23 protein-coding genes and 1 pseudogene are annotated in these 22818 nt (G+C 47.3%); 12 read left to right on the top strand and 12 right to left on the bottom strand.

What is annotated here, in order from left to right; genetic code table 11:
• Window positions 1-2 precede the first annotated feature (2 nt).
• Window positions 3-446 (bottom strand): PTS sugar transporter subunit IIA, encoded by a 444-nt coding sequence (locus C9I99_RS01355; RefSeq protein WP_107347048.1) that lies wholly within the window; start codon window positions 444-446, stop codon window positions 3-5.
• Between the two features lie 314 nt (window positions 447-760).
• On the opposite strand from C9I99_RS01355, the gene C9I99_RS01350 reads away from it, so the two are divergent.
• Complete coding sequence (locus tag C9I99_RS01350) at window positions 761-1792, top strand: LacI family DNA-binding transcriptional regulator (RefSeq protein ID WP_107347047.1); 1032 nt, start codon at window positions 761-763, stop codon at window positions 1790-1792.
• A gap of 50 nt (window positions 1793-1842) precedes the next feature.
• Here C9I99_RS01350 and C9I99_RS01345 read toward each other — a convergent pair whose 3' ends face one another.
• Window positions 1843-2208, bottom strand: a complete 366-nt coding sequence (locus tag C9I99_RS01345) for a DsrE/DsrF/TusD sulfur relay family protein (protein WP_107347046.1) — start codon at window positions 2206-2208, stop codon at window positions 1843-1845.
• 137 nt (window positions 2209-2345) lie between these two features.
• On the opposite strand from C9I99_RS01345, the gene C9I99_RS01340 reads away from it, so the two are divergent.
• The 7 genes from C9I99_RS01340 to C9I99_RS01305 all read left to right on the top strand — a co-directional run bounded on the left by C9I99_RS01340 (window position 2346) and on the right by C9I99_RS01305 (window position 9974).
• The gene (locus C9I99_RS01340) at window positions 2346-3140 is read left to right on the top strand and encodes a TOBE domain-containing protein (protein ID WP_107347045.1); all 795 of its coding nucleotides are present in this window, start codon (window positions 2346-2348) and stop codon (window positions 3138-3140) included.
• 593 nt (window positions 3141-3733) lie between these two features.
• Window positions 3734-4153, top strand: coding sequence for a D-ribose pyranase (gene rbsD / locus C9I99_RS01330; protein ID WP_107347043.1), 420 nt, complete (start codon window positions 3734-3736; stop codon window positions 4151-4153).
• Between the two features lie 41 nt (window positions 4154-4194).
• A complete protein-coding gene (rbsA, locus tag C9I99_RS01325; RefSeq protein ID WP_107347042.1) occupies window positions 4195-5700 on the top strand; it encodes a ribose ABC transporter ATP-binding protein RbsA in 1506 nt (501 codons plus the stop codon).
• Window positions 5697-6680 carry a ribose ABC transporter permease gene (gene rbsC / locus C9I99_RS01320; RefSeq protein WP_107347041.1) on the top strand — a complete coding sequence of 328 codons (984 nt, stop codon included), beginning with the start codon at window positions 5697-5699 and terminating at the stop codon, window positions 6678-6680. Before rbsA ends, rbsC begins: the two co-directional genes overlap by 4 nt.
• 229 nt (window positions 6681-6909) lie before the next feature.
• The gene (gene rbsB / locus C9I99_RS01315; RefSeq protein WP_107347040.1) at window positions 6910-7788 is read left to right on the top strand and encodes a ribose ABC transporter substrate-binding protein RbsB; all 879 of its coding nucleotides are present in this window, start codon (window positions 6910-6912) and stop codon (window positions 7786-7788) included.
• A 216-nt stretch (window positions 7789-8004) separates the two neighbouring features.
• Window positions 8005-8925, top strand: coding sequence for a ribokinase (gene rbsK, locus C9I99_RS01310; protein WP_107347039.1), 921 nt, complete (start codon window positions 8005-8007; stop codon window positions 8923-8925).
• Between the two features lie 44 nt (window positions 8926-8969).
• A complete protein-coding gene (locus C9I99_RS01305) occupies window positions 8970-9974 on the top strand; it encodes a substrate-binding domain-containing protein (RefSeq protein ID WP_107347038.1) in 1005 nt (334 codons plus the stop codon).
• A 587-nt stretch (window positions 9975-10561) separates the two neighbouring features.
• On the opposite strand, the gene fabG is transcribed toward C9I99_RS01305, so the two are convergent.
• A complete protein-coding gene (gene fabG / locus C9I99_RS01300) occupies window positions 10562-11296 on the bottom strand; it encodes a 3-oxoacyl-ACP reductase FabG (protein ID WP_107347037.1) in 735 nt (244 codons plus the stop codon).
• Window positions 11297-11582: 286 nt separating this feature from the next.
• Here fabG and C9I99_RS01295 point away from each other — a divergent pair, with 286 nt between their 5' ends.
• Window positions 11583-12554, top strand: a complete 972-nt coding sequence (locus tag C9I99_RS01295; RefSeq protein WP_107347036.1) for a LysR family transcriptional regulator — start codon at window positions 11583-11585, stop codon at window positions 12552-12554.
• A gap of 148 nt (window positions 12555-12702) precedes the next feature.
• On the opposite strand, the gene C9I99_RS01290 is transcribed toward C9I99_RS01295, so the two are convergent.
• A complete protein-coding gene (locus tag C9I99_RS01290) occupies window positions 12703-13224 on the bottom strand; it encodes a DUF2058 domain-containing protein (protein WP_107347035.1) in 522 nt (173 codons plus the stop codon).
• Window positions 13225-13350: 126 nt separating this feature from the next.
• Entirely contained in the window at window positions 13351-14685 is a 1335-nt protein-coding gene (gene astB, locus C9I99_RS01285; RefSeq protein WP_107347034.1) for an N-succinylarginine dihydrolase, read from the bottom strand.
• 9 nt (window positions 14686-14694) lie between these two features.
• Here astB and C9I99_RS01280 point away from each other — a divergent pair, with 9 nt between their 5' ends.
• Entirely contained in the window at window positions 14695-15021 is a 327-nt protein-coding gene (locus C9I99_RS01280) for a hypothetical protein (RefSeq protein ID WP_107347033.1), read from the top strand.
• On the opposite strand, the pseudogene C9I99_RS27375 reads toward C9I99_RS01280, so the two are convergent.
• The 4 genes and pseudogenes from C9I99_RS27375 to C9I99_RS01265 form a co-directional block, all read right to left on the bottom strand.
• Window positions 14985-15114, bottom strand: a pseudogene (locus tag C9I99_RS27375) (QacE family quaternary ammonium compound efflux SMR transporter); the annotation flags it as partial. The gene C9I99_RS01280 and the pseudogene C9I99_RS27375 sit on opposite strands and share 37 nt — an antisense overlap.
• 96 nt (window positions 15115-15210) lie before the next feature.
• A complete protein-coding gene (locus tag C9I99_RS01275) occupies window positions 15211-15597 on the bottom strand; it encodes a hypothetical protein (protein ID WP_107347032.1) in 387 nt (128 codons plus the stop codon).
• Window positions 15598-15747: 150 nt separating this feature from the next.
• Window positions 15748-16671 carry a cation diffusion facilitator family transporter gene (locus C9I99_RS01270; RefSeq protein ID WP_107347031.1) on the bottom strand — a complete coding sequence of 308 codons (924 nt, stop codon included), beginning with the start codon at window positions 16669-16671 and terminating at the stop codon, window positions 15748-15750.
• A 143-nt stretch (window positions 16672-16814) separates the two neighbouring features.
• Window positions 16815-17396, bottom strand: a complete 582-nt coding sequence (locus C9I99_RS01265) for a DNA-3-methyladenine glycosylase I (RefSeq protein WP_107347030.1) — start codon at window positions 17394-17396, stop codon at window positions 16815-16817.
• 373 nt (window positions 17397-17769) lie between these two features.
• On the opposite strand from C9I99_RS01265, the gene C9I99_RS01260 reads away from it, so the two are divergent.
• Window positions 17770-18051, top strand: coding sequence for a hypothetical protein (locus tag C9I99_RS01260; RefSeq protein ID WP_107347029.1), 282 nt, complete (start codon window positions 17770-17772; stop codon window positions 18049-18051).
• Window positions 18052-18190: 139 nt separating this feature from the next.
• Here the strand turns inward: C9I99_RS01260 and C9I99_RS01255 are convergent, their stop codons facing one another.
• Window positions 18191-18538, bottom strand: coding sequence for a hypothetical protein (locus tag C9I99_RS01255; RefSeq protein ID WP_107347028.1), 348 nt, complete (start codon window positions 18536-18538; stop codon window positions 18191-18193).
• A 262-nt stretch (window positions 18539-18800) separates the two neighbouring features.
• Between C9I99_RS01255 and C9I99_RS01250 the strand changes: the two genes are divergently transcribed.
• Window positions 18801-20495: a glycoside hydrolase family 19 protein gene (locus C9I99_RS01250; RefSeq protein WP_243734272.1), complete on the top strand. Its 1695-nt coding sequence runs from the start codon at window positions 18801-18803 to the stop codon at window positions 20493-20495.
• A gap of 95 nt (window positions 20496-20590) precedes the next feature.
• Here C9I99_RS01250 and C9I99_RS01245 read toward each other — a convergent pair whose 3' ends face one another.
• Window positions 20591-21778: a cystathionine beta-lyase gene (locus C9I99_RS01245; protein ID WP_107347027.1), complete on the bottom strand. Its 1188-nt coding sequence runs from the start codon at window positions 21776-21778 to the stop codon at window positions 20591-20593.
• A gap of 142 nt (window positions 21779-21920) precedes the next feature.
• Window positions 21921-22817, bottom strand: coding sequence for a protein translocase subunit SecF (gene secF / locus C9I99_RS01240; protein ID WP_107347026.1), 897 nt, complete (start codon window positions 22815-22817; stop codon window positions 21921-21923).
• Window position 22818: the final 1 nt, after the last annotated feature.

Raw genomic sequence — 22818 nt, 5'->3', positions numbered from 1 at the left:
CATTAATAGGTTTCGATAATGCGGCGGATAGCAGCCACATCTTGTGCGGCACAAATCTCGGCCACATGTTCTTCATTCATAAAGAGTTCAGCTAACTGAGCAATCGCTTCTACGTGGCTGTTACTATCAGTCGCAGCAAGGGTTACCAGCATTTTCACCGGATCATTTTCATCAGCATCAAAACTAACGCCATTGCGGATCACGGTAAGACCAAGAGCCAAACGGTTTACGCCGTCTTCAGGACGAGCATGCGGCATCGCCATACCCGGGCCAATGACGTAATAAGGGCCCATTTCTTCATGAGACTTGAAAATCGCCTGTACATAACTTGGTTCGATAGCGCCATTGTCAATCAGGGGTTTACAAGATAGCTCTATCGCCTGTTGCCAGTTTTCTGCCGATTCATGAAGGGTAATCACATCCGGGGTAAGCAGTTCTTTCAGCATCGCTCTTCTCGTCAATTAAAGGGATAACTTGTGTCTATGGCGCCACTTTAACGATCGACGTGGACAAATAAAGCGATCAAAATCACATTTGGTAGCGCTACCTGATAGCGCTACCAAAATTTGTGATAGCGCTACCATTTTTAATATCACAGAGCTAGCAAACCAGTTGGAACCTTGGTATCAACAAGGTTAAAATGCATGTTCAACAATAATTAGACCAGGGTAAAATAAATAAGCCGCTGATTATTAAGTAGAAGATATCTTTGCTAATCCGTTTGAATTAGCAAAGCTATTTTATGATGTAGGGAGATTCGATGGCTGAGCCTCGAAAACGTCGAAGTACGGGCCGTGCAACCCTTGCCGATGTCGCCAAACTCGCAGGTGTGGGTTCTATGACGGTATCGCGGGCGTTGCGCACCCCAGAGCAAGTTTCAGATAAACTGCGTGACAAGATCCAACAAGCCGTTGATGAGCTTGGTTATATTCCCAATAAAGCTGCTGGTGCGCTGGCCTCTGGCCAAAGTGACACTATTGCTATGCTAATTCCATCTATGACGGAGAGTGCTTGTTGCCAATTCATCGGCCCATTTCAATCACAATTGGCCAAGCGCAATTTCCAGCTGCAAATTAGTTACACCGGTAATGTTCTTGATCAAGAAGAAAATATCCTGGCGAATATTTTGGCTAGCAGCCCTGCCGCGATTGTATTGTTTGGTAGTGAAAGATCGGCAAAAGGCAGGAAGCTGCTGGAAACGTGTAATATCCCAGTGCTCGAGGTGAATGAACTCACCCCGCTGGCCATCGATCTTAATATCGGTGTCGATCACTATCAGGCTGCCAAAGTCATGACTCAACAACTGATCGGCCAAGGTTTCAAAAATATCGGCTTTATCGGTGGTCATGGAGACCAAGCTATCCTCAACAAGCAATTAAGGGGTTGGCAGGCCGGCATGCTGGAAGGCTACTTAACGCCCGATCATTTCCTGACCTCCCATGAGCAAGCCAGTATCGAGTTAGGCGCAGAAGGCCTAGCCAAGCTTCTGCTACGTGAGCGGGATTTGGATGCCCTCATCTGTACTCATGAAAACATTGCCATGGGGGCGCTGTTCGAATGCCAACGACGTGTCATTAAAGTGCCTAACTCAATGGCTATCACCTGCTTGGACGGTGCCGCTTTTTGCCAACAGAGCTATCCGGCTATTACGGCTATCCAAGTCGACTATCTTGATATGGCTGCCAAAGCGGCAGGCTTAGTGGTTGGTAAAATCCAAGGCTCGACAACGCCCCCTCAAGCAAGCATCGATATCGGCTTCCAGCTTACCAACCGCGCCAGTAGTCAGATCTAAAAAACTTCATGCACTGATATAAAGGGCTGATCACTTCAGCCCTATGCCAATTAAAACGTCACAATCTTATCGGCTTGTAATGTCCACAGTGACAAATCATCCAAGGTACCTATTTCAGCCCCTTCGATAAGCGGCAGCGTAGATAAGCCGCGAGCATTGCAGCACGTTTTACACAGTTTCACCTCGGCACCTTGAGCCAGTAAGATCTCTAGCATTTGCTGCACATTGTATCCTTCTCCCGGCGCTTGCAGGGATAGCGCACAGCTTACGGCATCTGACATCAGGAAAATTTTTATCTCTGTGTCGGCCTCATTTTGTTCGCCAAGATTAATGGCTAACCGCAAGCCATTAAAGGAACGCTCGGAACCATAGGGGGCATCGTTCAGAATAAACAGTAAAGTTTGCTTTGCTTTCATCGTTCCGCTTTCCTTAATTGTTTGAATATTTTTGTTCTATAAATCAATCACTACATAAAGTCGGGTATACTCTACGGCAAAGCATCACAACGGTTTATGATCTAGTACACATTGGTTAAAGGGGATTGGATAGCTCTATGGATTTCGACGCAATTCTTACCTTGTCACAACAAGGCAAAATGTTCGCCAACCCTCGTCGAATCGCTTTATTGAAAGCGATTGCAGCAACAGGATCGATTAGCCAGGGAGCCAAACAAGCAGGGATCAGCTACAAAGCCGCTTATGATGCTATCAAGGAAATGAACAACCAGTCTGAATCCCCACTTATCGAGAGTGAAAAGGGTGGAAAAGGAGGGGGCGGAGCTTCACTCACCCATCATGGCCAAAGACTGGTACAAATGTATGAGCTACTTGATCAAATCCAGTCTATGGGATTGGAAGCGCTTAATGACGAATCTGTCCCACTGCACAGCCTGCTGGGTGTTATGAGTAAACTATCATTGCAAACCAGCGCCAGAAACCAGCTGTTCGGCACTATAGAGAAAATTGAAAACCATGCCCTTCATGATTTGATCACCGTCGTTTTGCAAGAAGGCATAAAGCTCACTGCCACTATTACCCATGGCAGTACAATTCGGTTGGACCTTCATCCGGGCAAAGAGGTCGTCGCGCTCATCAAGGGACCAGCGATTGATATCAAACTCTCCTCGTCTTTAGCTAAACCCACACCTGAGCAGAATTGGCTAAAAGGGAAAGTGCGTGATATTGCGAGCGATGACCACTCGGTTGAGGTTACTCTGACACTCAATCATGAAGATGAGATTTGCGCCCTGATCGATAAGGGAAGCGAAGATATTACAAGGCTCGTTATCGGGGATGACGCTTACGCCGTATTCCCGAGTGCACAGGTTATCTTGGCGACCCTAAGCTAGTTAAGTTTGATGCAGGAGCTCAATAGCGGGTTGTAAACTTCCCCTTGTAGCAGACAGTTTTCAAGATAACGGTAATCAAGATACTGAAATGCAAACAACAGAAAGACAGAAATCACCATTCCAATCAATGAGAACCGCATTAACCACAATTTCTTGCTCTTCATGGCATACAGCATAACGGCCACTGAAACAGGCGCAATGCTGAGAAATACAGGTTGTAGTTGAAGCACGGTTACCATCACTAGCAAGTCCATTTAGGTGATTAAAGAACGAGAACGGCGTAATAATACGCTTTTAGGCTATCCAATATCAAAGTAAAATCGCCACCTTTGCAAAACCTTACACAAAAATCACATCCCTTCTGCCTAGATTTTTTTACAGCGCACAGAAAACATTCACCCAAAGCATATTTCTTCTGCGTCCAATCACACTTTTCAACCATAATTAGTGCGCATCGAAACGTTTGCTTTTACATTTACAGCCATCGAAACGTTTGCGTAATCGTTTCGATGTTTATTTAAGACACGGATGACACCGCCAAGGTTGGCAACGACATTAGAAGCATCACCACCACCAATGATTAAGGTGCAAGCATGAAAAAGAGCACACTCATCAACTCTGAGCTGTCCTATTTGGTCGCCACTCTCGGCCATACCGATGAAGTCACTGTGTGTGACGCGGGTCTGCCAATCCCGGATGAAACCCAACGTATTGATCTTGCCCTTATCCCAGGCGTCCCGACTTTCATCCAAACAGTAAAAGCGTTGTTGGGAGAAATGCAGATTGAAGGTGTGGTGATGGCTGAAGAATTCAAGCAAGTCAGCCCAGAGCACCACGATGCGCTGATTGCCCTACTCCGTGAAGAAGAAACCCTGTGCGGGAAAAAAATCACCATCGCTTATGTGCCTCACGAAGCATTTAAAGTACATACCCAAAACAGTAAAGCGGTGATCCGTACAGGTGAATGTACCCCGTATGCCAATGTTATTTTCCAAGCCGGCGTCGTATTTTAAGCGCAAGCCTTAGTTGCAAGAACTCGCTGTAAGGACTCCCTATGACTCAGCCAATTCTAGAACTCAAAGACATCGAAAAGGCTTTTCCCGGCGTCAAAGCCTTGGATAAAGCCAGCCTGAATGTCTACCCAGGTAAGGTCATGGCCTTGATGGGTGAAAACGGCGCAGGTAAGTCAACACTCATGAAAGCGCTGACCGGCATCTACCATATGGATGCCGGTGAGATTCGCTACCAAGGTGAAACCGTCAACTTCAATGGCCCGCGCCATTCGCAAGAAGCAGGCATCAGCATCATCCACCAAGAGTTGAACCTGATACCTGAATTGACCATCGCCGAAAATATCTTTCTTGGCCGCGAAAAAACCAACTCGTTTGGTGGCATCAAGTGGTCGCAGATGTACAAGGAAGCCGATGCCCTACTCGCACGTCTGAATGTTAAGCACAGCTCACGCTGTTTGCTTGGTGAACTGAGCCTTGGCGAACAGCAGATGGTAGAGATAGCCAAAGCGCTGTCGTTAAAATCTCAAGTCATCATTATGGATGAACCGACAGACGCCCTCACCGACACCGAGACCGAATCCCTTTTCAAGGTAATCAATGAGCTACGTGCAGAAGGTACCGGCATTGTTTATATTTCCCACCGCTTGAAAGAGATCTTCAAGATCTGCGATGACATCACGGTGCTTCGCGATGGTAAATTCATCGGCCAGCGCGCAGTGGCTGATATTGATGAAGACACCATGATCGAGATGATGGTTGGCCGTCGCCTCGACGAGCAATACCCGCGTATCGATGTTAAACATGGCACAACCTGCCTTGAAGTGAAAAGCTTGAATGGCGCTGGGGTTAAAGATGTTAGCTTTACCTTGGATCGCGGTGAAATATTAGGGATCTCTGGTCTGATGGGCGCCGGTCGTACCGAGCTGATGAAAATCATTTATGGCGCACTCAAGCGTGAGTCCGGTGACATTGTGCTTGATGGCAAAACTATCAACCCATTAACCCCGCAAGACGGTCTTGCTAATGGCATCGCTTACATTTCGGAAGATCGTAAGGGCGATGGCCTGATCCTCGGCCTATCCGTGAAAGAGAACATGTCAATTTGTTCACTGGAGCAACTGTCAAAAGGGGTCCAACTACAACACTACGACGAAGTGACCGCAGTTGAAGATTTCATTCGCCTGTTCAACATCAAGACCCCAAGCCGCAACCAGATCATCGGTAACCTGTCTGGTGGTAACCAGCAGAAGGTCGCTATCGCTAAGGGCTTGATGACCCGACCTAAAGTTCTGATCCTGGACGAACCGACTCGCGGTGTTGATGTCGGCGCCAAGAAAGAAATCTACCAGCTAATCAACCAATTCAAGTCAGAAGGGATGAGCATCATTCTTGTTTCTTCTGAAATGCCGGAAGTACTCGGCATGAGTGACCGTATTTTGGTCATGCACGAAGGCAAAATCAGCGGCGAATTCATGGCTGAAGATGCCGACCAAGAAACACTTCTCGCCTGCGCTGTGGGTAAACAAATCAACGAGGTAGCAGCATGAGCAGCAACGCTATGACCAAACAACAGAACACCGGTAGCGCCAAGCTATTTAGCAAAGAGTGGCTAATCGAGCAAAAGTCTCTGATTGCCCTCGTATTCCTTATTGTCGTGGTGTCATTTCTGAACCCGAACTTTTTCACGGTCGACAATATTCTTAATATCCTGCGCCAGACCTCTGTCAATGCCATCATTGCGGTGGGGATGACTCTGGTTATCCTGACGGCAGGTATTGACCTAAGTGTTGGCTCTGTCCTTGCGCTATGCGGTGCTTTCGCTGCCTCTTTAATTGCCATGGAAGTACCGGTACTGATCGCCGTACCGACGGCCTTGCTGGCCGGTGCCGCGCTGGGTGCTATCAGTGGAGTGATTATCGCCAAGGGTAAAGTCCAGGCCTTCATCGCGACACTGGTGACCATGACCTTGCTACGTGGTGTAACCATGGTGTACACCGATGGTCGACCTATCTCAACGGGCTTTACTGATGTTGCTGACAGCTTTGCATGGTTCGGGACGGGTTACGCTATGGGCATCCCTGTGCCAATCTGGCTGATGGTATTTGTCTTTGCTGCGGTTTGGTACCTACTGAACCATACCCGTTTCGGTCGCTACATCTATGCGCTAGGTGGTAACGAATCAGCGGCTCGCCTATCTGGTATCAATGTGGATCGCGTTAAGATTGGTGTTTACGCCATCTGTGGTTTGCTTGCCGCGCTTGCCGGTATCATCGTCACCTCTCGCCTATCATCAGCACAGCCTACAGCAGGTATGGGCTACGAGCTCGATGCTATCGCTGCTGTTGTTCTTGGCGGCACCAGCCTCGCCGGTGGTAAAGGCCGCATCATGGGTACCTTGATTGGTGCACTGATCATCGGCTTCTTGAACAACGCCCTTAACCTATTGGATGTCTCCTCCTACTACCAAATGATTGCAAAAGCAGTGGTAATTTTGCTGGCAGTCCTTGTAGATAATAAAAATAAGTAATACCAATCTGGATAAGTAGTTGACCAAGGATTTGCACAGGAAAAATCGTTGTTATCAAGGCAGATATTGCAGTAACTAGCGGCTCTAATTATAAAATCTCTAACACAGAGAACAGCGATTTTAACCTGCAAGACTGATCAAATATTTATGTAGGTTGGTATACCACAACCTCTGTATGCGGGTACCCCTATGCCCGCCTTCACCCGACATATGTAGAAAGGAAAATAGAATGAAAAAGTTAGCAACCCTGATCTCTGCCGCTGTACTGTCAGCTTCATTCAGCTCTACGGCTGCCGCGCAGGACACAATGGCCATGGTCGTATCAACACTGAACAACCCATTCTTCGTCACCATGAAGGAAGGGGCCGAGGCCAAAGCAAAAGAGCTGGGCTATAACCTGATTGTTCTTGACTCACAAAACGACCCAAGCAAAGAGCTATCCAACGTGGAAGATCTGACGGTGCGTGGTGTGAAGGCAATTCTTATCAACCCTACCGATTCTGATGCCGTTTCCAATGCTATCCGCATAGCAAACCGTTCAAACATCCCGGTCCTGACACTAGACCGTGGGGCAAGCCGTGGTGAAGTGGTCAGCCACATCGCGTCTGACAATGTGGCGGGTGGTGAGATGGCCGGTAAATACATCATGGAGAAAGTGGGCGAACAAGCACGCGTTATCCAGCTAGAAGGTATCGCAGGGACCTCAGCAGCCCGTGAGCGCGGTAAAGGCTTCATGCAGGCCGTTGATGGCAGCGGTATGGAACTGCTAGCAAGCCAGCCAGCTGACTTCGACCGTACTAAGGGCCTGAACGTCATGGAAAACATGCTAGCAGCTAACCCAGATGTACAAGCGGTATTTGCCCAAAACGACGAAATGGCACTGGGTGCCCTTCGCGCCGTTCAAGCTTCTGGCAAAGATATCCTGATCGTCGGCTTCGATGGTACAGATGACGGTATCGCAGCAGTTAAACGCGGTATGCTTGGTGCTACCATCGCCCAGCAGCCTGATTTGATTGGCGCATTGGGTGTGGAAACTGCAGACAAAATGCTAAAAGGCGAGCAAGTTGAGGCAAACATCCCAGTACCTCTAAAAGTGGTTTCTGAATAAGAGAAGGCATGAGGCCAGCGGCGATAGGCAAAGGTTCAAAGCCAATAGCCAATAGCCAATAGCCAATAGCCGGGCAGGATATAACTGAACTTCTGGTTATATCCTGCCTCCCAACAACCTAGATACTGTTCAAAGTCTATCGTTTAGCAACATACCACCACTTTGCTAACTGCTAAGCCATACATTTTGGCCAATGAGAATGAGAAAGGTCCCAATATGAATAAATTAGTCGTTCTTGGCAGCGTGAACGCCGATCATGTATTGCAAGTTGCTTCTTTCCCTCGTCCGGGGGAAACGCTGCATGGCCATAGCTACTGTGTGATCCCTGGTGGTAAAGGGGCGAACCAAGCAGTGGCAGCCGCTCGCCTAGGCGCTGATATTGCCTTTATCGCATGTGTCGGCGATGACAGCTTCGGCCATGAGATGCGTGAAACATTTACCAAAGAAGGCATGAATACCGATGGCGTAATGATTGAGAAAGATATGCCAACCGGCATTGCCATGATTCAGGTAGCGGCAACCGGTGAGAACAGCATTGCCATTTCAGCTGAAGCCAATGGCTGCCTGAGCCCAGCTCGTATCGAACCGCACCACAACCTGATCAAGCAGGCCGATACACTACTGATGCAACTAGAAACACCGATGGCCACTATTGAAGCCGCAGCTAAAGTGGCCAAACAGGCAGGCACCCGCGTGGTACTCAACCCAGCCCCTGCCCAGCCATTATCGGATGACTTATTACAACATATTGATATGATTACGCCTAACGAGACTGAAGCGGAGTTGCTGACTGGTATCAAGGTTACCGATACCATCAGTGCGCAGCAGGCAGCCGATGCCCTCCATGAAAAAGGCATCAAGCAGGTTATGATCACCTTGGGTAGCCAAGGGGTATGGATCAGTGCAAACGGTGAAAGCCGTCAAGTCCCTGGCTATCGTGTGGATGCCAAAGACACAACGGCAGCAGGTGATACCTTCAACGGTGCATTGTTGACCGGCCTTCAGGAGAACAAGGCGATGGACGATGCTATCCGGTTTGCCCATGCCGCTGCTGCAATTTCAGTCACCCGAATGGGTGCTCAAACGTCTATTCCACACCGGCGTGAAGTGGAACGCTTTCTTATTGAGCACCAATAAGTAATTGATACCGTGCCCACTGCGGCACGGTTCAGGGAGAACCTATGGCGACAATCAAAGATGTAGCAAAACATGCTGGAGTCTCAACATCCACCGTTAGCCACGTCCTGAATAAAACCCGCTTTGTCAGTGAAGACATTTCCGTGCGCGTAATGGCGGCAGTGAAAGAGCTGAACTACGCCCCATCAGCGTTAGCGCGCAGCCTGAAGGTTAACCACACCCGTACTTTTGGTATGTTGGTCACCACTTCCACCAATCCATTTTTTGGCGAAGTGGTAAAAGGGGTTGAGCGCCGCTGCTATGAACAAGGCTATAACCTGATCCTCTGTAACACCGAGGGGGATCTCGCCCGCATGCGTGATAGCCTTGATATCTTGCTGCAAAAGCGCGTCGATGGTCTGCTGCTGATGTGCAGTGAGGTCGATGGTCAGGCGTTTGATCTGTTTTCCCGCCACCAGCCTGTACCGACGGTAGTCATGGACTGGGGGCCGATTGATTTTCCAAGTGACAAGATCCAAGACAACTCGCATCACGGCGGCTATCTCGCCACCAAACACCTTATTCAGCAAGGTCATACCCAAATTGGCTGCTTAACGGGACCGCTCGATAAGCTGACCGCCCAACAGCGTTTGTCCGGTTATGTACAGGCAATGGAAGAAGCCGGTTTAGACGTCAATAAACAGTGGATTGCATCAGGGAACTTCGAGTGTGAAGGCGGGGAAATTGCCTTTAACGACGTTTTGGCTAGAGGCCCGTTACCCACAGCACTCTTTGTGTGTAATGACATGATGGCAATGGGTGTGATTAACACCGCCAGCAAAAAAGGCATACGTGTGCCCGACGATCTTTCTATTGTCGGCTACGACGACATTAAACTGGCGAAGTACATTACCCCGTCATTGACCACTATCCACCAGCCTAAACACCGGTTGGGCCAACAAGCGGTCGATATCCTGCTCGACAGAATCCAAAACAAACATCAAGCCAATACGGTGATCCAACTTGAGCCGACGCTGGTTGAGCGCGATAGCGTAAAGTACATTCCGTAGGAATGCCTGAAGCGACTTAAAGCTCAACACACGCTGTAGCCAAGAACCCTCGATACATATAAAGCCCTAACAGAAGGGCTTTTTTGCTTTTCAAGCCTAACCAATCAATGTCCCCGCCCTGCAACGTGCAAACCTGACGCTCTGTGACTTCCCAGCAGAGCGAATTCGGCATGTGTCATTAACAGTTTGTCATAATTATGAACACTATTTCATTGACCAACCAATCAATTCAGCGTACAACTGTAAGCCGAACTTACGTGATATAACTTTGGATCTCAATTTCACAGCCAGTTGTAACCTGGCTAAAGGACAACATCATGCTAGATAGCATTACGCACTGGATTAAACTTCGCTTACTCGGCTCTTCTCTATCTGCTCAATGGGAGAATGATTTCTTTTCCAATCATTTTTGACATGCTGCGCCTAAGTAACGTCAAGGTGCCTGGACATACCGAGTACCTCACTCTGGGCGAAAACAATAAATATTTACATAACAATGAGATACAAGCATAAAAGATTTAATAACACGCATAAAAAATCCCCTACCTAACAGCAGGGGATTTTATCAATCAGTCAAGTAGAGCGCTTTAAATAACTAGCCCGCCATCAACTTTCAATGTTTGGCCCGTAATAAATGCGGAATTGTCACTCGCTAAGAACAAGGCACCATTGGCAATATCTTGCGGTTTGCCCATGCGTCCTAATGGCGTTTTCTGTCTCATGTAATCCAATACTTTATCCGGTAAATCAACAGTCATCGGTGTTTCAATAAATCCAGGAGCAATACAATTGGCCCTTACTTGAGCGCCTTTACGCGAAAACTCCTTCGACCAGCCCTTTGTCATCGCAATAACCCCGCCCTTGGTAGCCGCGTAATTTGACTGCCCAATATTGCCGTCGGTCCCCACCACTGAGGACATAGTTATGATGGAGCCAGAGCCTCCTTCAATCATCACTGGCGCAATGGCCTGGGTCATATTAAAGACCCCTTTCAAATTAACATCAGAAACCAAGTCCCAGTCTTCCTCTGTCATTTTTTCAATCAGGTTGTCCCGCGTCACACCGGCATTATTGACGAGCACATCGATCTTGCCATGCTCTGCTTTCACTTTTTCAACGAAGTTTGCAATATTATCGCGATCACAAACATTCAGCTCGACGGCTGTAACGTTCGGATACTTAGCTTCTAGGTCTGTCATAGCGGCTGCGTTCATATCACACGCATACACCTGAATTGCATCATTTTTCGCAAAGGTTTCGACAATGCAGCGACCAATCCCTTGGGCTCCACCGGTCACTATACACACTTTGTTATTTAGCATTTTAATTCCCCTGTATGAATACCAAACTGTTGACATCAAAACGGTTAGAACTGGTATTAGCGAGTGCCTGCAGTTGTGACGGGCAACACAACTCACTGTATTCTGGTATTTTAGAAGATTCACCCCAATAGATTACTCACATTAATGCAAATCAGCTTTGCTAATATGACTACTTCCCCGCAGCCTCAAAATAGAGTACCGGTCGCCACCCTGAGCATTTATTCATCATTTTTTTGCATTATTTTGCTATAAATATATGAGGGTAAATGGATTTTAAGGTGTGATCATGTTAGACAAGGTTGTCTTCTTCCTTCATGTTGTGAGAACCGGCTCGATCAGCGAAGCGGCTAAACACAACAATATCTCGCCTTCTGCCGCCAGTCGGTGGCTAAACGAGTTGGAAGAAAAAATGGGAGTCAGTTTACTCAAGCGTACAACACGCAAGATCACCCCAACTCAAGCCGGACAGCGGCTGTTTGAGCAATTCAGCTTGTTGTATACCCAAATTGACGATGTGTTCAATGAAGTCCAGAACATGAGCAGTGAGGACAAAGGTACCATCAAAATTGCCAGTACCCCGCTATTTGCCAAGCGTTACCTAAGCCAGATTATCGGTGAATACCTACTGCTTCACCCATCGATTAACTTTGTCGTACTCGAAACAGCTTTCGAGGTCGATCATGTCCACGATGTAGACTTTGCGATACGAGCCAATGCCACCTACCGGGGCTTTCAAGACAAAGATAGTTTGCTAGTGAAACGTTCATTGCTACGAGAGCCATTAATCGCGTGCTGCTCGCCGGCCTACATTAAGAAAAACGGCAAACCGATTGTCCCCGATGATCTCAAACACCACCGCTGCCTTTATGCCAGTACACTGGTTGGAGGTAATCGTTGGATCTTCGAGTTGGATGGTGAGTACTCCACTGTTGAGATCACTCAAACCGTGGAGGCCGATGACAGTGAAATCCTCAAGAATATCGCCGTACACGGCGGAGGGATTGCCTATTTGCCATTTAGCTTGATTGCCAATGAGCTCGATAGAAAAACGCTGCTGCCAGTCTTAGAAAATTACGTCAGCAGCCAGTTCGAGCTCAACCTTTATTTCAAACCCCGTAAATATATGCCGGCGCGTTGCGCCAATTTCAAAGATTATCTCATTGAACGCGTTCCCGAAATCGAACAACTAAAACGACAAGGGTATTCGCATGGCAGACATACGAACAAGCCTGCCGATACGGCTAAAATCATTCAATGATGCCGTAGCACAAGCAAAGAATCTGGGAATACCACCCACGCCTAAAATGGCAAGGCCAGCGCTCGCGGTTTCCTTAACTGCTAAGTAGAACGTTCAGATAACAAAAAGCCCAGCGGGGCTGGGCTTTAACAATATTACGAGTAGCGGCTTACCACATTAGATCATCAGGGATCTGGAAATCAGCATACGGATCGTCTTCATCAATCTCTTGTTCAGAAGAGGTATTGTTAACGATGATGCTTGCTTCATCACGCTGACTGATCTTATCGGCTACGACACCGGGAATTACTGCGTAGCTCTCTAGGTAGCGAGCTATGGCCAAGCGGCCGCTAACAAGCTGATCTTGCGTCTGCTTATTAACATAAATTTTCTTCACCAACGTGCCATCAGTAAAGTTGTAGCCGATGTCACCGTCGGCGATATCGATTTTGTTCATTTCAATCAATTGCTTGACTTGAGATGTGATCGCTTTCTTATCAGCTTCAGCCTGCTTTTGTCGGTTCAGTTCTTGATCTTGCTCCAACTGGGCAGCCTTATTCGCTTCTACAGCAGCTTTGGCTTCGTTGCGCAATGTTCGGGATTTTTTAGCCTGTTTACCCGCTTTCTTAAGTTTTTTCTTATCAATGAGCCCAGCTTTTAGCATCTGCTCTTGAAGGGATAGTTTCGCCATATCGACTCCGTCACGGGCATAAAATTTTAATCCCCCCTATTATCCCTTTGTCGCTTGAATCACGTCAACCTTGTGTTGCCCACTATCAGTAAGATAAGCGGCACAATCGCACCACAAATCAGAATATTAACGCTGGAAAGGATAGACAGAGCCTAATTGAAGAAGCTGAGTGAGCTCATCAAGCGCAGTCCGTGATTCCACCAGCAACGATGGATCCACCAAATCCGCTTCAGCCAATTGATCACGGTAATGACGCTCTATCCATTGGTGTAACTGACTGTACAATGCACTGGACATCAGTGTATGTGGGTTAACAGCGGCCAATTCGGCCTGATTTAGTGCGACACGCAGCCTCAAACAAGCTGGCCCCCCACCGTTAGCCATACTTTGTTTTAAATCGAAAACTTTAATCTCATCAATTCCCTGCTTATTGGCTAAGAGGTGCTCTAAGTATGTCCACACCCGCGGGTTATTTCGGCACTCTTCTGGCAAGATCAACACATTGTCACCGTTAGGCATAGTGATAAGTTGCGAGTTAAACAGGTAACTGGACACGGCATCTTCTATCGATACGCTTTTTGTTGGTACTTCGAGAATGCGCATTTTTCCCGATAGTTTCAGGTTAAGTTCATCGTAAACCGCCTGCTGATTTAAAAACGCCTGCTCATGGCAGAAAAGGATATTGCGGTTACCGACGGCGATGACATCGTTGTGGAACACACCTTGGTCGATCACAGCCGGGTTCTGCTGGGCAATAACCACCTTGTCAGTATCCAGCTGATGCAATCTTGCTACCGCTTCACACGCTTCGAACGTATGGCGGGCAGGAAATTTCTTTGGTTCAGGAAAACGGCTATCGAAGGCATAGCGGCCAAAGACGAAGAGCTCGACCCCTTGCAGATCATAATCGAGACAAAAACGGGTGTGGTTAGCCGCCCCTTCATCGCCAAAATGTTCGACACTGGGCAAGGCCGGATGATGGACAAAATGTCGCTCATCAGCAAAAGTGGCCTTTAATACCCGCCCTGTCACCTCATGCTCGATAGAGCGATGGAATTTATTGGTTAAATTGGCTGGTGTAAAATGGACTTTTCCATCCTGGGTATCTGCCGAAGGCGAAACCGTTGCCGCATTGGCCGTCCACATGCTTGAAGCAGAGCAACAAGCCGCCAACACCTTCGGTGCTTGCTTGGCTGCCGCGGCCAATACCGACTGATCGCTGCCAGTAAAGCCCAGCCGACGAAGCGTCGCTATATCAGGCCTTTCTTGCGGCGCGAATACACCTTGCACCATCCCCATATCAGACAGCGCCTTCATCTTGGCTAATCCCTGCAAGGCAGCCTGTTTAGGGCTAGAGGGAGTCGCTTGACTCTTTGCCGAGGCGACATTACCAAAAGACAACCCGCTGTAATTATGTGTCGGGCCAACTAGGCCATCGAAATTTGCTTCAACTGCGCTCATAGACATTCCATGTTTGATTACCACATGCACACAATAACAAACTCGCTACATTTACAACAAGCTTGGCACAATGTTCTCGCTATACTGGCGAGCAAGATAGAAATGGCTTCTTGTGGCATGGCTATGCAGCCTCCACGTGGTGCTGAGAGTTTAATCGTGCATACTGATACGGGTTACGACTTTCCCGACCTATCGCTCAACACATACTTACGCGTTTTGGGTTTAAAAAAAGCCCGCTTCAAACAAGCCGGTTTTTTACTATTTTGTGCGCTTGATCATTATAAAAAGTCACTGGAAGATATAATCAGGGTCGGCATGATCGGGGGAAACTGTTGAGTTTTCGGCAGCATTGAAGTGGCAATAACTTCACACACAATCGCAATAAACAATGCCATCATAGGATGGCATAGACGCTATAAACTTGAACATCTGAAACTTATAGCCTAGAGAAAATGCCAATCGTATTCGAGTTTCATATATAAGTCATGGAGAATGACATGGTGTTAACGCAGTACCGTGCTCAGCTTAATCATCCCACTCGACTACGTGCCCCGCATCATAAATCCCGTCGCTGTAGGCTGGGGAGAAATTAATAAAGATGTTTTCCTTCGCAATCGGCAAGACGTCAGCCAGAGTATCGGCAATGACTTCCAACATATTGGCAATCTGCTCTTCAGTATTGAAGTTTGGTGCGATGAGATGAACCAACAAAGGGTGTGTTGTCTCTGGCTGGCAATCAACCACTTTACCGTTGTGGGCATAATGATGGGGAGAAAGGTAATCCCATGTCGCCATGACATGTTTTAACTCGATATCACTCGTTCCTGAAACCGCTTTTGAAAGCACATTCAAGGTGATAGGAATATTCACTTCTTGAGCAAAAGGCAATGACTTGATTCTGATTAACGGCATGGCGCTTCTCCTTTATGACCTGACCTAGCAACATCATTGTTGCTAGGTCAATGGTTGTGGGTCACTTTTTAGAAGATAGCTAAGCGCGTTACTGTTACACCCTCTCAATAGTGAGAATTTGAACTTTTTTGTCACGCTCCGCGATACTAATTAATCGCAGCTTTTATCCTCACAACATGGGTTTATCACCCGCTCAGCACAAGTATAAGGTTCTATATGGATCACGACATCTACCAGTTCGTCAATCTGGGCCAAGATATGTGACTTAAATTTTTCGCTGATGGTGTGAGCATCTTCAACCCGCATGTCAGGATCCACCAGCATATGGAAGTCTAATAAAATAGTACTGCCCGTACGACGGCTTCGAATAGCATGCACTTCTTTGATTTGAGACACTTCACTGGCATAGCCTTGAATTTTAATCTCGATATCTTCATCGACCTGTGCATCGGTCAATTCCATAATGGCAGGCCACAAAATTTCGAACGCCGCTTTAAAGATCATCGCTGTTACGATCAATGCTGCAACTTGATCGAGATAATGCAAATCAGGGAAGGCATAATTCGCCACGACTGCAACCGCAACGGGCAAAGAACTCAACGCATCGCTACGATGGTGCCAAGCATTAGCATGAAGAGAGCGACTGTTAATTTTCTTCGCTTGGATAACGGTCCATTGGTACAGCACCTCTTTCACCACAATCGATGCGAGTGCGGCCCAGAAAGCCAGCATTCCAGGAACAGCGGATGACTCATGCCCCAATGATGATAATGAATCCCAACCAATTCCGATACCGACGATAAGCAGCAAAATGCCGATAAATATATTGGTAAAGGTTTCGAAACGGCCATGGCCATAAGGGTGGCTTTTATCAGCTGGGGCTGTCCAGTAACGTGAACCAATCAAGATAGCGGTGTCGGTGATCAGATCCGAAAAACTGTGGACACCATCGGCAACCAATGCTTGGCTGCCAGTAATTTTGCCTACCGTGATCTTTAATACCGCCAAGCTGACGTTAGCAATTGAGCCAATCCAGGTTGCTCTATGGATTACTTTTACCGGGTTATCTGCCATTATCCCAACTTATGACTAGTTTAAAACACCCTCGCCACTTAACATACGAGGGAAAAATGAATGGCATATAATACGCTTCATCAGCCAGACAAACCAGTTACTCTCATCTATTGCAACAATAGGTAGCAGCTATCAATACAATGTTACAGGGCATTCCCTTCTATTATTTCTTGATGGCAGTAGCAAGTCACTAAATGGTCATTGACCATGCCAACGGCTTGCATGAAAGCATAGCAAATCGTCTCACCGACAAATTTAAATCCCTTTCTTTTGAGAAAGAGACTCATTTCCTTTGAGGTTTGAGTGCTAGCTGGAATATCGGACATTGTCTTCCAGTGATTATTTACCGGTTGGTGTTCGACAAATTGCCACAAGGCGTTTTCTAAACTGCCATACTCATTAATCAACTGCAGAGCAGAGCGAGCGTTATTGAATACCGAGCTTATTTTTCCTCGGTGTTTTATGACATCATAATTGCCAATAATCGCCTCTATGTGACTATCCTCATAAGAAGCTAACTTTTCGAGATTATAATTGTCAAAAGCGGCCCGATATGCTTCCCGGCGTTTTAAAACGGTGTACCAACTCAACCCAGCCTGCGCCCCTTCCAGAACCAGAAATTCGAATAAATATGTATCAGATTTATTCACTCTCCCCCACTCTCTGTCGTGATATTCGCGCTCAATGGGCTGCTTCATTGCCCATGCACATACACTTTTTTCCATTGCCACCTCTTATGTGCTGATTAATTTTCCATCGTAAAAATTAGTTACAACAATGATATTCACCACAACATATTGAACACTAATGCAGTTCGATCCGCATACCTCTAAAGTGTTAGTTTGTGAATGCGTTCCCCCTTGATTATATTCTCCTAGGGAATTAACCTGTAAACGCTTACTGATTAACAAATCAATTATCTAGGGAAAAGTGCTAGTAACAGTGAATTTTATTTTCAAATACGCATTCGAGTTTCAATTTTCTGTTATCAGCATCACATAAACCCAGATAGGTCATGCAATTAAAATTGAAAAATAGCAACTTAGTTCCATAATGGGGAAATCAATACATAGTTATTGATTAGGGAAAAGGACTTTTATGAGAAATATCGCCGATTTTATCGAGCAACTAGAAAAAGAAGATGACCCGTTTAATGTTTGGGTCTACTCCAGTAAAGGTCAATACAGTCAGTTCGGCAAGCAAGGTAACAAGATTTCAACTCCGGCTCTTCAGCGTGCGTTGAACAGATACCTACAAGTTGTGGTAGAAATGAATAATGAATCAGACGATGATGCATTTTTATTGCTGCCAGAAGTTCATGCTGCTGTGCCTGTTTCGTTTCGAGACGGTCAAGTACAATCACTGACACGACCAAACTAAATAAGCCGTAGCATTTTGTGACAAACGATTAAGAACGATACCTGGCTAGGTCAATCTTAAACACAAAGTGATAGTCGCTTAACCAAAAACAGACCTTCATGGTCTGTTTTTTTTACGGCTTTGACAAACCACTTTTCTCTCACTCGTAACCGTATCTAAAGCTCTGATATGGATTAATAAAAGATGTCTGCATCAGCACCCGTCTACCACCTTGGCAGGCTTTATTGCCATCATCCCAGCCTTGATTGAATTTAGTGTCACTGCCATCCAGCGTCTCGTCCTTACCAACGACATTGCCATAGTTACCTGTAATACCCAACGCACTGTCACACCCTTGGTTATAACCGTAATGGTAAATACTGTCGTAAGGCACATCGTAAACATAATCATCAGGAAAAAGCTGATAGTTTTCCAGATCGGAGCTTGAACAGCCCAACATTGTCATTGGGAGCATGACAATAGCGGCCCAATACCCTGTATTTTTCATAACTTCCCCTTTAGTAGAGCGTTTACTAAATAGTAGCTAAAAGCTGCGTACCGTGATGCTCAAGAAAGATAATAAAAAAACTCAGACATCAACCAGCCAATGCCGTCATCAGAACTGCGACCCTGCACGGCATTCTGACGCAAGCGATTACTCCTAGTGCACCTCTATCCGTGAATAAACTCGTAACCATCGCAAAATAGACTGGGTGAACGTCCTTAGGTACGAATAATAAATGGACATTAGCTCAATAAGGACTATTACCATGCAAATTTCACTAACGATGAGAGAGCTTAGCATTGTGGTTGGTTTGGCGCTTGGCGCCATGTACAGCAGCCAAGCAAGTGCCAGCAACATTGAATGGATAGCAGGGAAAACAACAGTGAACAACGGTGACGTTGTGATTTACCAGTCTCAATGCTATCAAGCCCAAAACAGTCCGGGAACATGGGAGACACCAGGACCAAGTAGCTGGTTTTGGAACGGTGTGGCCTGCAGTGGCATAACTGACCCCGATCCGGGTCCGAGCCCAGACCCCGATCCTGGCCCGAATCCAGATCCGGACCCAACCACCGCAATCCCTTGGGTCCCCGGGCAGACTACGGTCAAAGACGGTGATATCGTTATCTATGGCAATACCTGTTATACCGCCAAAAACACTCCTGGCAAATGGGAGTCACCGTCTGCCAGTAGTTGGTTTTGGGATGTCACCGATTGCCCAACAGGAAGCAACCCTGATCCCGACCCCGATCCAGGCCCCAATCCTGACCCAGACCCTGCTCCGGGAGAATTTACCATCATTCCGGATGGTAACGGGGGTTACCTAATGCCACGATCCGAACTGACAGCCTATGAAACCAGCCAGACAAATACCGAGCTGTTCAACTGGGTACGCTCAGACATCGAGACCCGTGACAACGTCATTGTTGATGCGGTTGCGCCAATGAAGTCAAGCAACCCTGAAAATGTTCAGCGTGCAGAGATGGTCGTGGATGAAGCCACCTGGGAATTCCTTTTCCCGCTGCGAAATGAGCAGTACACCTATACCCGCTTCTTGCAGTCTATCGCCAAGTTCCCTGCATTTTGCCGTACCTATACCGACGGCCGAAACTCTGATGACATCTGTCGCCGTTCGCTGGCGACCATGTTTGCTCATTTTGTACAGGAAACGGGCGCTAATGCGCCAAATTGGGAAACCAGCAAGGGAGTGCCTCGCTGGCGTCAAGGCCTCTATTACTTACGTGAAATGTACAAGGACGAAAACGTTCATGACATGACATACAGTAAATGTTCGGGCTGGCAGGGTGAACGCTGGCCCTGTGCGCCCAGCAAGAGCTACTTTGGTCGTGGGGCTAAACAGCTAAGCTGGAACTACAACTACGGCCCGTTTTCCGAAGCCATGTTCGGTGACAAGCAAGTACTGCTGGAGAATCCTGCACTGGTTGCTGATACTTGGTTAAACCTCGCTTCTGCAATATTTTTCTACGTCTACCCGCAGCCACCCAAACCTAGCATGTTGCATGTCATTGACGGTACTTGGCAGCCAAATGCAGCAGACAAAGCCGCAGGTATCGAACTTGGATTCGGAGCGACCATACAAATCATCAATGGTGCATTTGAATGTAACAAGGGCGCAGAAGACTTCCGGGCGCAAAATCGTATCGACTACTACCAGTTGATTGCTAAAGCGCTTAGCTTGGATATTTCAGGCGAGAAACTGGGCTGTGCCAATATGAAACCATTCAATACCGATGGTGCCGGTGCGCTCATGATCACGTGGGACAAAGACTGGGGCTACAACGCCAATACCCCGGGCAATAAGAGCTTCATGTGTAAACTTGTTCCTTACCAATATACCTTTAACGCCCTGTTCCAAGGTGATTATGAGAAGTGCGTCGAGTATCACTTCAACGTACAAGCGATTGATGAGAGCGGTCAGGTGATCCCTGACGACAAGTAGGGCAACCGATAGAACGGACCTCCTCCTTAACATCCTCAGTAATATAACAAAGGCCAGCATTGCTGGCCTTTTCATTGCAACAGGTTCCGTGCTGGTTACTTGTTCAATACCGCATTCAAACGCTCGAAACCGCGCTCCAGATCAGCGATGAGATCGTCTGCCGATTCCAAGCCAATGTGCAATCGCAATAACGGGCCTGCAAAATCTTTCTTGGCAACCGTGCGGAGCGAGTTGATGTTCTCGTTGGCGAGGATCAAGCTTTCAAAGCCGCCCCAAGAATACCCCATGCTGAAGTGCTCCATACCATCAAGCAATGCCGTCAGCGCCTCGGTATTACCGCGATTCAACACAACAGAGAACAGGCCGTTGCAGCCTTTAAAGTCACGCTTATAAAATTCGTGACCCTCGCAGCTTTCAAAAGCCGGATGGCGAACGTGATCAACTTCTTCGCGCTCTGCCAGCCACTGCGCGACCTTAAGGCTGTTTTGCTCATGCTGTTTCAAACGTACGCCTAAGGTACGAAGCCCTCGCATGGCAAGATAGATATCATCCGCCGAGGTACATTGACCAAGCAGGTAGCTGTTTTCTTGCAACTGCTCCCAACAGCGCTCATTGGCGACGGCAGTCCCCAGCATGACATCAGAGTGGCCCACAATATATTTGGTTGCAGCCTGAATCGAGATATCAACACCATGCTCAAAAGGCTGGAAGTTAATCGGTGATGCCCAGGTATTATCCAGCATCACGACCAAATCGTGTTCATGGGCAATGCGGGACAAGGTAGGAACATCTTGAACTTCCATGGTGATAGAACATGGCGACTCAAGGAATAGCACTGTTGTATTCGGCTTGATCAGGTCACGGATCCCTTCACCAATCATAGGATCATAATATGTGGTTTCTACGCCCATCTTATCGAGGATTTTGTCACAGAAATCACGGGTCGGTTCGTAAACACCGTCGACCATCAAAATATGATCTCCCGCTTTGACGAACGACAAAATAGCGCTGGTAATCGCTGCCGTCCCGCAAGGGTACACGGCGCAGCCTACACCGCCTTCTAGCTCAACCATGGCATCTTGAAAAGCAAAGTGAGTATTGGTACCACGGCGGCCATAGAACAGGGCCTTGTTCTTGCGGTTAGCCGTTGCCTGCTTCATCTCTTTCACCGACTCGAACACTATGGTCGAAGCTCGGCTAACAGGCGGGTTAACCAACGACTGTGTCCACTTAGCAGAACGTCCTGCAGTAACGATCTTGGTCTCTAATGATTTCTTTCCCATGTTACGTCTCTTTCCTTTCATTTTCGGCGCTAGTCTCCATTCATTTGACGTTATCACAGTTGGCCGCTAAATGGGTAGCCATGAAAAAAAGACAACAAAAAAGGGCCCGAAGGCCCTTTTAACTATTCATACAGCTACCACCCTATGGCTCTTGTGATACCGGCTGCAACTTATAGTGTGAAGAATTCAGCTTAAATAACTCCGGCAAGGCCGTACCCACCGATACGGAAGACCAGGTGCCGGTCAAAATACCGATAAACATCGCAATGGCAAATCCTTCTAGTGGACCACCACCTAATAGCCATAGAGAGCCAACGGTCAGCAACGTCGTACCGGATGTGATCATAGTACGGGAAATCGTCGCCGCTATCGCTTCATTGTTGATATCTTCAATCGCTTTATTTGGTTTCGAAATCAACAACTCACGAATACGGTCTGCAATGATGATTGAGTCATTCAGCGAGTAACCCAAAATAGCCATCACAGCCGCCAGCACCGTCAAATTGAATTCCATCTGAGTCAGTGCAAAGAAACCCAGAACAAAGATCACGTCATGCGCCAATGCGAAGACCGACCCCGACGCCAAGCGCCATTCAAATCGGTAACTCAGGTAACCGAGAATACACAGCACAGCAACCAACAGTGCCAAACCGCCCTGCTCTGCCAATTCCTGCCCCACTTGTGGGCCTACAATACTGGTATTTAGCACCTGTACTTGTGAATCAATAGTCTGCAATGCAGCAGCAATATCCGGCGCTTCACCTTGATCTGGAATCGCATAACGTAATACCCAGCGCCCCGGCTCACCGGCCGCAATCACGCTGGCATCCTGACCCAGTTGATCGTCCAACAGTTGATCGATTTCATGGCTAGTTAACGCACTGTTGGTTTGAACTTCAGTGACAATACCACCCGTAAAGTCTAATCCCCAGTTCAAGCCTTTGACCGCAATAGCCGCTATAGAGCAAATCAGTAAAATAATAGAAATGACACTCGTAACGTGACGCCATTTTGTTGCATTTTTCATAGTGATAAACATA

Origin of the sequence: Photobacterium lutimaris, assembly GCF_003025555.1 — a bacterium.
GTDB classification, from domain to species: Bacteria; Pseudomonadota; Gammaproteobacteria; order Enterobacterales; family Vibrionaceae; genus Photobacterium; species Photobacterium lutimaris.
This window is presented reverse-complemented; position numbering and strand designations above follow the sequence as displayed.